The sequence below is a fragment of the Mycobacterium sp. ENV421 genome, from assembly GCF_002887815.1.
Classification (GTDB): domain Bacteria; phylum Actinomycetota; class Actinomycetes; order Mycobacteriales; family Mycobacteriaceae; genus Mycobacterium.
The window spans coordinates 58611-71181 of sequence record NZ_PDHO01000010.1 but is presented as its reverse complement, the minus strand read 5'-3'; the positions used below and the strand labels follow the sequence as shown (position 1 = coordinate 71181).

At 68.4% G+C, this 12571-nt stretch carries 12 protein-coding genes; 10 read left to right on the top strand and 2 right to left on the bottom strand.

Features of this window, described 5'->3' with window-relative positions:
* Positions 1–18: 18 nt before the first annotated feature.
* The 4 genes from CRM90_RS14500 to CRM90_RS14485 are packed head-to-tail and all read left to right on the top strand — an operon-like array spanning position 19 to position 3025.
* Complete coding sequence (locus CRM90_RS14500) at positions 19–213, top strand: ubiquitin-like protein Pup (RefSeq protein WP_036337615.1); 195 nt, start codon at positions 19–21, stop codon at positions 211–213.
* The gene (prcB, locus tag CRM90_RS14495; protein ID WP_102807645.1) at positions 210–1088 is read left to right on the top strand and encodes a proteasome subunit beta; all 879 of its coding nucleotides are present in this window, start codon (positions 210–212) and stop codon (positions 1086–1088) included. The genes CRM90_RS14500 and prcB overlap by 4 nt, the downstream gene beginning before the upstream one ends.
* A complete protein-coding gene (gene prcA / locus CRM90_RS14490) occupies positions 1089–1832 on the top strand; it encodes a proteasome subunit alpha (RefSeq protein WP_102807644.1) in 744 nt (247 codons plus the stop codon). It abuts the gene before it with no gap.
* Positions 1772–3025 carry an FAD-dependent monooxygenase gene (locus CRM90_RS14485; protein ID WP_502693275.1) on the top strand — a complete coding sequence of 418 codons (1254 nt, stop codon included), beginning with the start codon at positions 1772–1774 and terminating at the stop codon, positions 3023–3025. The genes prcA and CRM90_RS14485 overlap by 61 nt, the downstream gene beginning before the upstream one ends.
* A 5-nt stretch (positions 3026–3030) precedes the next feature.
* Here the strand turns inward: CRM90_RS14485 and CRM90_RS14480 are convergent, their stop codons facing one another.
* Together CRM90_RS14480 and CRM90_RS30245 are read right to left on the bottom strand one after the other, a co-directional pair.
* Positions 3031–4740 (bottom strand): alpha/beta hydrolase, encoded by a 1710-nt coding sequence (locus tag CRM90_RS14480; protein WP_102807642.1) that lies wholly within the window; start codon positions 4738–4740, stop codon positions 3031–3033.
* Positions 4737–5009 (bottom strand): DUF7162 family protein, encoded by a 273-nt coding sequence (locus CRM90_RS30245; RefSeq protein ID WP_142391374.1) that lies wholly within the window; start codon positions 5007–5009, stop codon positions 4737–4739. Before CRM90_RS30245 ends, CRM90_RS14480 begins: the two co-directional genes overlap by 4 nt.
* A gap of 116 nt (positions 5010–5125) precedes the next feature.
* Between CRM90_RS30245 and pafA the strand changes: the two genes are divergently transcribed.
* Genes pafA through CRM90_RS14450 form a run of 6 tightly spaced genes read left to right on the top strand, consistent with a single transcriptional unit; the run spans position 5126 to position 12558 of the window.
* Positions 5126–6484: a Pup--protein ligase gene (gene pafA / locus CRM90_RS14475; RefSeq protein WP_102807641.1), complete on the top strand. Its 1359-nt coding sequence runs from the start codon at positions 5126–5128 to the stop codon at positions 6482–6484.
* A 48-nt stretch (positions 6485–6532) separates the two neighbouring features.
* A complete protein-coding gene (locus CRM90_RS14470; protein ID WP_102807640.1) occupies positions 6533–7522 on the top strand; it encodes a helix-turn-helix transcriptional regulator in 990 nt (329 codons plus the stop codon).
* Positions 7519–8493, top strand: coding sequence for a helix-turn-helix transcriptional regulator (locus CRM90_RS14465; protein WP_102807639.1), 975 nt, complete (start codon positions 7519–7521; stop codon positions 8491–8493). The genes CRM90_RS14470 and CRM90_RS14465 overlap by 4 nt, the downstream gene beginning before the upstream one ends.
* Positions 8494–8522: 29 nt before the next feature.
* The gene (tatA, locus tag CRM90_RS14460; protein WP_102807757.1) at positions 8523–8786 is read left to right on the top strand and encodes a Sec-independent protein translocase subunit TatA; all 264 of its coding nucleotides are present in this window, start codon (positions 8523–8525) and stop codon (positions 8784–8786) included.
* A 45-nt stretch (positions 8787–8831) separates the two neighbouring features.
* The gene (gene tatC, locus CRM90_RS14455) at positions 8832–9767 is read left to right on the top strand and encodes a twin-arginine translocase subunit TatC (protein ID WP_102807638.1); all 936 of its coding nucleotides are present in this window, start codon (positions 8832–8834) and stop codon (positions 9765–9767) included.
* Complete coding sequence (locus CRM90_RS14450) at positions 9751–12558, top strand: DEAD/DEAH box helicase (protein WP_102807756.1); 2808 nt, start codon at positions 9751–9753, stop codon at positions 12556–12558. Before tatC ends, CRM90_RS14450 begins: the two co-directional genes overlap by 17 nt.
* The last annotated feature ends 13 nt before the right edge of the window (positions 12559–12571 follow it).

Genomic DNA, 12571 nt, shown 5'->3' with positions numbered 1-12571 from the left:
CACGAGCAGGAGGCAGCGATGGCTCAGGAGCAGACCAAGCGTGGCGGCGGTGGCGGCGAGGATGACGACCTCGGCAGCACCGGTGCCGGCGGGCAAGAGCGTCGCGACAAGCTCGCTGAGGAGACCGATGATCTGCTGGACGAGATCGATGACGTCCTGGAAGAGAACGCTGAGGACTTCGTGCGTGCATACGTGCAAAAGGGCGGACAGTGACCTGGCCGTTCTCTGATCGCCTTGCCACCAGTTCACCTCTGACCGATCTCTCCTCGTTTTCCGACTATCTCCGGCGGGAAGCACCTCAGCTGTTGCCGACCAGCACCGGCGCGAGCGGTGCGCTGCCCGGTGACGCGCTGCCGCACGGCACTACGATCGTCGCGCTGAGGTATCCGGGCGGTGTGCTGATCGCCGGCGATCGCCGCGCCACCCAGGGCAACATGATTGCCAGCCGGGATGTGCAGAAGGTGTACATCACCGACGACTACACGGCCACCGGTATCGCCGGCACCGCCGCGATCGCCGTCGAGTTCGCCCGGCTGTATGCCGTGGAGCTGGAGCACTACGAGAAGGTCGAGGGCGTCCCGCTGACGTTCCCCGGCAAGGTGAATCGTCTCTCGACGATGGTGCGCGGCAATCTCGGTGCGGCACTGCAGGGCTTCGTCGCGCTGCCGCTGCTGGTGGGCTACGACCTCGATGACCCGAATCCGGAAGCGGCAGGACGGATCGTGTCGTTCGACGCGGCCGGTGGCTGGAACATCGAGCAAGAGGGCTACCAGTCGGTGGGGTCCGGTTCGCTGTTCGCCAAGTCGTCGATCAAGAAGCTCTATTCCGGTGTCACCGACGCGGATTCGGCGCTGCGGGCCGCTGTGGAGGCGCTCTACGACGCCGCCGACGACGACTCGGCAACCGGCGGTCCGGACCTGGTGCGCGGTATCTACCCGACGGCCGTCACGATCGAGGCCGAGGGTGCCGTCGATGTCTCCGAGGAGCGGATCTCCGCGCTTGCGCGCGAGGTGATCGAAAAACGTTCCACGACAAACACATTCGGGCCCGGCACGGGACCCAGCAACGAAGCACCGCGGGTGGACTAAGTGAGCTTCCCATACTTCATCTCGCCCGAGCAGGCGATGCGCGAGCGTTCCGAGCTTGCGCGCAAAGGCATTTCCCGGGGCCGCAGCGTGGTTGTGCTGGCCTACGACTCCGGGGTGCTTTTCGTTGCGGAGAACCCGTCGCGGTCGCTGCAGAAGATCAGTGAGCTCTACGACCGCGTCGGCTTCGCCGCCGTGGGCCGGTTCAACGAGTTCGACAACCTGCGCCGCGGCGGCATCCAATTCGCCGACACCCGCGGGTACGCCTACGACCGTCGCGACGTGACGGGCCGCCAGCTCGCCAACGTCTACGCGCAGACCCTCGGAACGATCTTCACCGAGCAGGCCAAACCCTACGAGGTGGAGCTGTGTGTGGCCGAGGTGGCCCACTACGGCGAAACGAAACCCCCTGAGCTGTACCGGATCACCTACGATGGCTCGATCGCCGATGAACCACACTTCGTCGTCATGGGTGGCACCACGGAGCCGATCATCACCGCGCTCAAGGAGTCCTACTCCGAGAACGCGCCGCTGAAGGATGCGGTCGGTATCGCCGTCGAAGCGTTGCGGGCCGGTATCAACGGCACCGGCGCAAGCGGGAGCAGCACGCCGCCGGCCGAGCCGCGGGTGCTGGGCCCGGCCACCCTGGAGGTGGCCATCCTGGACGCCAACCGGCCGCGACGGGCATTCCGGCGGATCACCGGTTCGGCGTTGGAGGCGTTGTTGCCCGCAGAGGCCACCTCCTGAGCCCACGCGCCGTCATCTCCGGCGCGGGAATCGCCGGACCTGCACTGGCCGACCAACTGACCGCGCGCGGCTGGCGGACCACGGTGATCGAACGCTACCCCCAGCGCCGGGACGAGGGCCAGAACGTCGATATCCGCGGCGCCGCACGGGAAGTCGTGCGCAGGATGGGCATCGAAGACGAGGTGCGCCGGGCCAACACCGGTGAGGTCGGAACCCGGTTCGTCACCGCTGCCGGCACGGCGGCGGCCTCCTTTCCGGTCGGCGCCCCCGGCAGCCCCGACGGCCCGACCGCGGAACTGGAGATCCTGCGCGGTGAACTGTCGCGGATTCTCATCGAACGCACGCACGGTCAGACCGACTACCGCTTCGGCACCCAGATCACCGACGTCACCGACCACGGCGACCACGTCACCACCGTGCTCGACGACGGCAGTGTGCTCGACTCCGACGTCCTGATCGTCGCCGAAGGCCTGCGCTCCCGCTCCCGCCGGTTCGTCAGCTCCATCGAGGTCACCGATCTGGGAATGTATTTCGCGTACGCCACCATCCCTCGGTCCGACAGCGACGACCAGTGGTGGAACTGGCAGCACGCAACTCGATCCCGTGGTGTGCACCTGCGCCCGGACAACCTGGGCACCACCAGAGCCATCCTGACGTTCATCTCCGATGTCCGCGGTATCGAGGATCTCGATCCGGGTGACCAGATCACGATCCTGCGCAAGACTTTCGCCGACGTCGGCGGTGCCGCTCCGCGGATTCTGCGCGAGCTCGAAGCCGGTGCACCGATGTACTTCTCGGTCGCCGGCCAGGTTCATGTGCCCTCATGGAGCAAGGGCCGCATCGGCCTGCTCGGCGACTGCGCGTTCTGCAACGCCACGTTCGGCGGTGCGGGCACCAGCCTGGCGCTGATCGGTGCCTATATCCTTGCCGGCGAACTGGCCGCCACCGCCGACCATGCGGCGGCCCTGGACCGATACCAACACCGTATGAAGCCGTTCGCGGCCTCGGCGCCTGTCGTCCGTCCCGGAGTGCTACGAATTGCCAACCCGCGCAGCCGGATCGGTATCGCGGCGGTGCATGGCGTCGCGCGTGCCGCGGCGAGTCCGCCGGCCACGGCCCTGGCATCGGTTGCGTCACGGTCCGCCGGCGCCGGCCCACGCAAACCGGTACTGCCGGACTACCCGGTGGCGTAGCCGGCTCAGCCGACCCGAATATGTTCCCGGTCGCCGGTGATGACCGCCAGGATGTTGTGCCACGCGTCGGAGGGTTCGTTGAGAACATCGCTGTGCGACGACAGTCCGCCCATCGGTCCGCCGGTCAGGTTGCGGCCGGCGGCCAGCGGGATCACACCCGGCAACCGGTCGGGGTCGGCCCCGTGCGGCCCGAGCGGGATGCCCTGCACCAAGCCGATCGGATCGCCGGGCGCGGTCAGGGAGAACCGCAGCACGTCGGGGTTGCGGTTATGCCAGTCCGACGGATCGTGAACGCCCACACCGGCGCCCGCGGCCTCCACATAGATCACCCGGTCGGCGGTCAGTCCGAAATGTTCGGCCGTGCCCAGGATCGACCCGCCGTACGAATGGCCCAGGTAGGTCACCGGCATCGACCCGGCGCGCCGTTCGACGTCTTCGCTGAACGCCACCAGTCGTGGCGCCATCTTCAGCGCATAACGCGGATCGACGGCATCGGCCACCCCGGCGAGCAACTGACCGGTCGGGAACGGCCCACCCAGATAGGTGATCATCGCGACGTCACCCGCGGATCCGGCAACGAAGCGCCGCGCCGTCGCGACGTCGTCGGCTGCGCCGTCGAAGGTGGTGTTGAGCCCGGGCACCAGCACCGCGAGTGCGTGCGCGCGGGTCAGATCGCCGGACAACTCGATGAAGCTCTCGCGCCGGGGGTCGAAGGCCAGGATCTGGCGGGGCACCCGCCGGTTACGGTCCACCGGGTCGGGAACGTCGGCGAGCAGGCTCTCGTAGTACGAGATGCGGCTGCGCGCGTCGTGGTCGTAGGCGTCGATCGCCGCGGCGCGCATTCTCGGGTCTGCGTGCAACGCAGCCCAAAGTCGTTCGGCGTCAGCCGCTTCCAGCGTCGGTGCGACGGCGGCGCGCAGCTTCACCTCGTCGGGCACCTCGATGCGACGGCGTTGGTCGAGGATCGCATCGGCGATGTTGATCCGGTTGGCGGCGATCCTGGTCTCCCACGGAACACCATCGGTGTTGCCCACTTCGTGAGGCCTGGACTCGATCAGCCGCTGCCGGTCGGTGTCGGACATCCCCGCGACCGCCGCGGAGATCGCGTCCTGGCTCAGGTGCGGCCAGTCGGCCACCGGATTGCCTGTGGCCGCTGCCGGCCGAACCGGTGCCGGCTCGGCCGGAGTGGCATCGAACGCCGCGTCGATCGCGGTGGCCGCCGCGGCATCGGCGGCGCCGAGCGCCGACAATGCCCCCTGAAGAACGCGAGTCAGCTCGTCCGCCCGGACGTCCAGCATCGTGCGCGCCACCGCATCGGAACCACCGCTGCACGCCACCAGAAGCTTTGACGGTGCCGTCGGGGGAGCCACCGTTCCGTCGTCGCGCACCTCGTGTCCGCCGTCCCGGGCATCCGCCACCACCTCGAGCACCCGGTCGCGACAGCGGGTGATGACCTCGGCGGCGTCCCGAGCCTGCGCGGCGGCCAGGATCAGCGCCCGGCACACCCCGCGCAGACCCGCGGTGGTCGGGCCGATCGCCTCGCGGGCCGCGCCCGCGGCCGAACCGGTGAACACGCCGGCGCTGCCGGCCACCTGGTCGTCGACGGCGTCCGCCTGGGCCTGAAGCCGGCCCGCGGCGTCGTCCCATGCGCCGGCCAGTTCGATGAGCGCCTGCGGTCGCCAGGCGAGCACCTGCGACACGGTCGGCGGGCTCACCGGGGCGGGAGACGCCGTGCCGTCGCGTCGTCGGCGGCGCCGAGTTGGTCTACCGATCGGCGCACCGAGCAAACCCAATCCTGCAGAGCCGCGCCGAGTCGGTGCACCTCAGCCGCGACGCGTTCCGGTGCAACCAAACCGTCCAGCGCAGAACCGGGTAGCTCCGCGACACCGGGGATCGCAACACCCGCGAGGTGACCTGCGCTGCGGGTCAGGGTGTCCGTCAGGGCCCCTAACGTGGCGGTATCGACGACGACGCGCTCGGGCACGGCTCATGCTGGCATGTCCCGCGGCCGCGGCTTTTCCGTAATCCACAGGGACTCTGAACGCGTTTCGCGCCCCGCTTGCCCACCGCTAGTGCACAGCAACCAGTAGGCTCGGTGTCGTGCAGCGGAGAATCATGGGCATCGAAACCGAATTCGGTGTCACCTGCACGTTCCACGGCCATCGTCGGCTCAGTCCGGACGAGGTCGCCCGGTACCTGTTCCGCCGGGTGGTGTCGTGGGGCCGCAGCTCGAACGTGTTCCTGCGCAACGGCGCGCGCCTGTACCTCGACGTGGGCAGCCACCCCGAGTACGCCACCGCCGAGTGCGACAACCTGACGCAGCTGGTCACTCATGACCGCGCCGGTGAGCGGGTGCTGGAAGACCTCCTCATCGACGCCGAGCAGCGCCTTGCCGACGAAGGCATCGGCGGGGACATCTACCTGTTCAAGAACAACACCGATTCGGCCGGAAACTCCTACGGCTGCCACGAGAACTACCTGATCGTGCGGGCCGGCGAGTTCTCCCGGATCTCCGATGTGCTGCTGCCGTTCCTGGTCACCCGCCAGTTGATCTGCGGCGCAGGCAAGGTGTTGCAGACCCCGAAGGCGGCCACGTTCTGCCTGAGCCAGCGCGCCGAACACATCTGGGAAGGCGTCTCGAGCGCCACCACCCGGTCGCGCCCGATCATCAACACGCGCGACGAACCGCACGCCGACGCCGAGAAATACCGCCGGTTGCACGTGATCGTCGGGGACTCCAACATGTGCGAGTCCACCACGATGCTCAAGGTCGGCACCGCCTCGCTGGTGCTGGAGATGATCGAGGCCGGAGTTGCGTTCCGCGACTTCTCACTGGACAACCCGATCCGGGCGATCCGCGAGGTCAGCCACGACCTCACCGGACGCCGGCCGGTGCGCCTGGCCGGTGGACGGCAGGCCAGCGCACTGGACATCCAGCGCGAGTACTACGCCCGCGCGGTCGAATACCTGCAGACCCGCGAGCCCAACACCCAGATCGACCAGGTGGTCGACCTGTGGGGCCGCCAGCTCGACGCCGTCGAGAGCCAGGACTTCGCCAAGGTCGACACCGAGATCGACTGGGTGATCAAGCGCAAGCTGTTCCAGCGCTATCAGGACCGCTACAGCATGGAGCTGTCCGATCCGAAGATCAGCCAGCTGGACCTGGCCTACCACGACATCAAACGTGGCCGCGGCGTGTTCGACCTGTTGCAGCGCAAAGGCCTGGCGACCCGAATCACCACGGACGAGGAGATCGACGCCGCCGTCGACACCCCGCCGCAGACCACCCGGGCCAAGTTGCGCGGCGAGTTCATCAGCGCCGCCCAGGAGGCGGGCCGCGATTTCACCGTCGACTGGGTGCATCTCAAGCTCAACGACCAGGCGCAGCGCACGGTGCTGTGCAAGGACCCGTTCCGCTCGGTCGACGAGCGGGTGAAGCGACTCATCGCCAGCATGTGACGAGCGCGCCGCAGGGGCGGCGCACCGTTTCCCGCTAAGGTTTTCCGAGTGGCGACATCCAAAGTAGAGCGGTTGATGAACCTCGTCATCGCGCTGCTGTCCACGCACGGCTACATCACCGCCGATCGCATCCGCGCCAGCGTGGCCGGCTACGCCGAGAGCCCCAGCGATGAGGCGTTCTCCCGGATGTTCGAGCGCGACAAGAACGAGCTGCGCGATCTGGGCATCCCCTTGGAGACCGGCCGGGTGTCGTCGTTCGACCCCACCGAGGGCTACCGGATCAACCGCGATGCCTACGCGCTGCCCGACATCGAACTCACCGACGAGGAGGCGGGCGCCGTCGCGATCGCCACCAAGCTCTGGGAATCGCCGGAACTGATCACCGCGACCCAGGGTGCGCTGCTGAAACTGCGGGCGGCCGGCGTCGACGTCGATCCCGACGCGGCCGTCGCGATCACCACCGCGTCGGGGCAGCCCGGGTTGCGCGGATCCGAAGACGTGCTGGGAAACCTGTTGTCGGCCATCGACTCCGGTCGACCGGTGCAGTTCCGCCACCGGTCGTTGCCGACCGACCCCTACACCGTGCGCACCGTGGAACCGTGGGGAGTGATCACCGACCGGGGCCGCTGGTATCTCGTCGGGCATGACCGGGACCGCAACGCCACCAGAACATTTCGGCTCTCCCGCATCGGTGCCGACATCACATGCGTCGGCCCACCCGGATCTGTCGTCAGACCCGCCGGTGTCGACCTGCGGGCCATCGTCGACCGGGCGATCGGCGAAGCCCCCAGCGGCGTGCAGGCATCGGTGTGGGTTGCCGACGGTAAGGCGATGTCGTTGCGCCGCAACGGGAAATCCGCCGGAGCGCGCAGTATCGGCGGGCGCTCGGGCGAGGTGATCGAACTCGACATCGGCACCCGCGACCGGCTCGCCCGCGAAGTCGCGGGCTACGGGGCCGACGCGCTGGTTCTGGAACCGGCCGCGTTGCGCGACGACGTGGTCGCCCGGTTGCGCGCGCAGGCGGGGGATCGCGCATGACCCCTGTCTCGACGCGACTGGTGCGGCTGCTCAACATGGTGCCGTACCTCAAGGCCAACCCCAGCATCACCTACGACGAGGCCGCCGCCGATCTCGGCGTGACCCGCAAGCAACTCGAGCAGGACCTCGACCAGCTCTGGATGTGCGGCCTGCCCGGGTATGGGCCCGGCGACCTGATCGACTTCGAGTTCTCCGGCGATTCGATCAAGGTGACGTTCTCGGCGGGCATGGACGAACCGCTGCGGCTGACGTCGCCGGAGGCCACCGGCCTGCTGGTGGCGTTGCGGGCGCTGGTCGACATCCCCGGTGTCGTCGACCCGCAGGCCGCGCTGAGCGCCATCGCCAAGATCGAATCGGCGGCCGGCACCGTCGGCCACGACCACACCCATGCCGTCGCCGCCGTGGATGAGCGAGCGCCGATCGAAAGCGACACCGCCGCCGCGGTGCGCGCCGCCGTTCGTGATGGTCGCGCGCTGAACATCGAGTACTACTCGGCGTCCCGGGACACCTTGACCAGCCGGGTCGTCGACCCGATCCGGGTGGTGCTGGTCGGCGACCACAGTTATCTGCAGGCCTGGGCGCGCGACGCCGAGGGAGTGCGGCTGTTCCGATTCGACCGCATCGTCTCCGCGACCGTGCTCGACCAGGCAGCCGTCCCGCCCGAGCCGGCCAAGCAGGCACCGCCGGACACCTCGCTGTTCGACGCCGATCCGGCGCTGCCCGCCGCGACCCTGCTGCTGGCACCGACCGCGACCTGGATGCTCGAGTACTACCCGATGCGGATCCTCGAGGAACTGCCCGACGGCTACCACAAGGCGTCGATGACCTACGCCTCCGAGGAATGGATGTGCCGGGCGCTGCTGGGATTCGGCGCCGATGTCCGAGTTCTCGAACCGGAGTCGCTGGTGGCCCGTGTTCGTCAGAGCGCGACCGCGGCCTTGGCCGCGTACGCCGACCTGGACCTGGGGTAGCATCGAGGCAACTTCTGGAGGTGACCAAATTGGGTGCTCTACAACCGTGGCACTGGCTGATTCTCATCGCGGTGGTCGTGCTGCTCTTCGGGTCGAAGAGGTTGCCTGATGCCGCCCGCTCACTGGGCAAGTCGATGCGCATCTTCAAGTCAGAGGTCAAGGAGCTGCAGAACGAGCACAAGGCGGACACTCCTGTCACGCCCGCGCAGCCTCCCACCCAGGTGCAGTCCGAGCGCGTCGAGGCCCCGGTGACCCCGCCGGCCCAGAGCCCCACCGACGCCAAACCGGCCTGAACCGACGACAACCGGGCGCTCCGACGCCCGTAGTCTGCCGCTGCCGTGCGCACACCTAAACTCCTGTCGCGGCTGGACCCCCGTCAACGCCGCAGCCGCGTCAATCCGGACGGGACCATGTCCCTCGTCGACCACATCCGGGAGCTGCGGTACCGCCTGCTGATCGCGATGGGCGCCGTCGCGCTGACCACGATCATCGGTTTCCTCTGGTACAGCCACGGGTTCATGCGGGTGGAGAGCCTGGGTGAATGGCTACGCGAGCCGTACTGCTCGCTGCCGCAGTCGGCCCGCGCCGACATCAGTGCCGACGGAGGCTGCCGCCTGCTGGCGACGGCGCCGTTCGACCAGTTCATGCTGCGGCTCAAGGTCGGTCTGACGGCGGGCATCGTGATGGCCTGCCCGGTGTGGCTCTACCAGTTGTGGGCCTTCATCACCCCCGGGCTGTACCGCAATGAGCGCCGCTTCGCGTCGGTGTTCGTCTTCTTCGCCGCGCTGCTGTTCGTGTCGGGCACCGTGCTGGCCTACTTCGTCCTGTCGAAGGCCCTGCACTTCCTCTTGACGGTCGGCAGCGATGTCCAGGTGACCGCACTGTCCGGCGACCAGTACTTCGGATTCCTGATCAACCTGCTGCTGATCTTCGGCGTGAGTTTCGAATTCCCGCTGCTGATCATCATGCTGAACCTGATCGGCGTGCTGACCTACGCGCGGCTCAAATCGTGGCGCCGCGGCCTGATCTTCGGGGTGTTCGTCTTCGCCGCGTTCGCGACGCCCGGCTCGGACCCGTTCTCGATGTTGGCGCTGGGGCTCGCGCTCACGCTGCTCCTGGAATTCGCCATCCAGATCGCCCGGATCAATGATCGGCGCAAGGCCAAGCGCGAGGCGCAGGCCGAGATTCCCGACGAGCAGGCCGCACCCATCGAGGCGCCGGAACCGGTGGCCACACCGGCGACGTATGCGGCACAGCATGACGACATCACCTGAGCCGTCCCAGCTTTCCGGCGGGCAGGAGCGTAGCGACCCGGGGAAGCAGCTTGAGCAGTTCACCGAACTGCTGACGTTCACCCTCGATCCGTTCCAGCGCAAGGCGTGTGAGGCGCTCGAACGCGGCCACGGTGTGCTGGTGTGCGCACCGACCGGCGCGGGCAAGACGGTGGTCGGCGAGTTCGCGGTACACCTGGCGCTCACCGCAGGCCGAAAGTGCTTCTACACCACGCCGATCAAGGCGCTGAGCAATCAGAAGCACAACGACCTGGTGCGCCGGTACGGCGCGGAGAACATCGGCCTGCTGACCGGTGATCAGTCGGTCAACGGCGACGCGCCGGTGGTGGTGATGACCACCGAGGTGCTGCGCAACATGTTGTACGCCGGTAGCGAAACGTTGCGTGCGTTGTCCTTTGTGGTGATGGACGAGGTCCATTTCCTCGCCGACCGGATGCGCGGTGCGGTGTGGGAGGAAGTGATTTTGCATCTGCCCGACGACGTGCGGCTGGTCAGTCTGTCGGCGACGGTCAGCAACGCCGAGGAGTTCGGCGGGTGGATCCAGACCGTGCGCGGCGACACCACCGTCGTGGTCGACGAGCACCGGCCGGTTCCGTTGTGGCAGCACGTATTGGTGGGCAAGCGGCTGTTCGACCTGTTCGACTACGACCGCGAGGGCAAGCAGCACCTCGTCGATCCGGACCTCATCCGCCACATCGCGCACCGCCGCGAGGCCGAACGGTTGACGGACTGGGAGCCGCGCCGCCGCGGGCCGGGCCGTCCTGGTGGCAGGTCGGGCCTGCACCGCCCGCCGTCGCGGCCCGATGTGATCGCCTCGCTGGACCGCGAAGGTCTGCTGCCCGCGATCACCTTCATCTTCTCCCGCGCCGGCTGCGACGCCGCCGTCAAACAATGCCTGCGCAGCCCGCTGCGGCTGACCGACGACGAGGACCGCAAGCGGATCGCGCAGGTGATCGACCGCCGCTGCGGCGATCTCGCCGACACCGACCTGGCGGTGCTGGACTACTACGAGTGGCGCGAGGGGCTGCTGCGCGGGCTGGCCGCTCACCACGCCGGCATGCTTCCGGTCTTCCGGCACACCGTCGAGGAGCTGTTCACCGCCGGACTGGTCAGGGCCGTGTTCGCCACCGAGACACTGGCGCTGGGCATCAATATGCCGGCCCGCACCGTCGTGCTGGAGAAGCTGGTCAAATTCAACGGCGAGCAGCATCTGCCGCTGACGCCGGGGGAGTACACCCAGCTGACCGGGCGTGCCGGACGGCGCGGGATCGACGTCGAGGGCCACGCCGTCGTGCTGTGGACTCCCGATGTGGAACCGGCCGAGGTGGCCGGGCTGGCGTCCACCCGGACCTTCCCGCTGCGAAGCTCGTTCGCGCCGTCGTACAACATGACGATCAATCTGGTGAACCAGATGGGACCCGAGCAGGCCCACCAGCTGCTGGAGCGGTCGTTCGCGCAGTTCCAGGCCGACCGGTCGGTGGTGGGGCTGGTCCGAGGTGTCGAACGCGGCGAGAAGATGCTCGACGATATCGCCACCGAACTGGGCTGGGACCGTCGCACGCAGCCGGACTCCGAGCCGGCGATCCTCGACTACGTGCGGCTGCGCGCGAAGATCAGCGAGCGGGAGCGGGCGCAGTCGCGGGCCTCGCGGCTGCAACGCAGGCAGGCGACCACCGACACGCTGGCGGCGCTGCGCCGCGGCGACATCATCAACATCACGCAGGGCCGGCGCGGCGGCTTGGCCGTGGTGCTGGAGGCGGCCAACGAATCGACCGATCCCCGGCCGCTGGTGTTGACCGAAAACCGTTGGGCGGGAAGGGTTTCCTCGGCCGACTTCGCCGGTGTCGCGACGGCGATCGGATCGATGACGCTACCCAAGCGGGTGGAGCACCGGCAGCCACGGGTACGCCGCGACCTGGCCTCAGCGCTGCTGTCGGCGGCGTCCGGTCTGCGGGTGCCGTCGACCAGGAAACGCCGCGGCGACGCCGAGGACGCACCCGACATCGATCCCGAACTGCTCGCGTTGCGGGAGTCGATGCGCAAGCACTCGGTGCACGACATGGCCGGCCGGGAGGCCCAGGTTCGGATCGGCGAGCGTTATCTGCGGGTCGAACGCGACAACGAGCAGATCCGCAAAAAGGTCAGCGCGGCGACGAACTCGCTGGCCCGCACGTTCGACCGGATCGTGGGGTTGCTGACCGAGCGCGGCTTCATCGAACAGCGCGACGACGAGTACGCCGTCACCGCCGACGGCAAGCTGCTGACGCGGATCTACAACGAAAGCGATCTGCTGGTCGCCGAATGCCTGCGCAAGGGTGTCTGGAAGGGGCTCGCGCCCGCCGAGCTGGCCGCCGCACTGTCCGCGGTGGTGTTCGAGACCCGCGGCAGCGACGGCCCCACCCCGTCGCATGCCGTCGAGATGCCGACAGCCAACGTGCGGCGCGCGCTGGTCGAGATGCGGCGGATGTCCGGGCAACTGCGGGCCGACGAGAACCGGCACCGAATCAGCCCGACACGCGAGCCCGACGAAGGATTCGTCGCCGCCATCTATCGGTGGGCGACGATCGGCGATTTGGCGGCCGCGCTGGCGGCCTCCGATGTCGCCGGTGCCGGGACCCCGTTGCCGGCTGGCGATTTCGTGCGGTGGTGCCGACAAGTGCTCGATCTGCTCGACCAGGTCCGCAACGCCGGGCCGGAAGCCGGGCTGCGTAAGACGGCAAACCGTGCCATCGACGACATCCGGCGCGGCGTCGTCGCTGTTGATGGCGGGTAGGCTCATGCAAGCC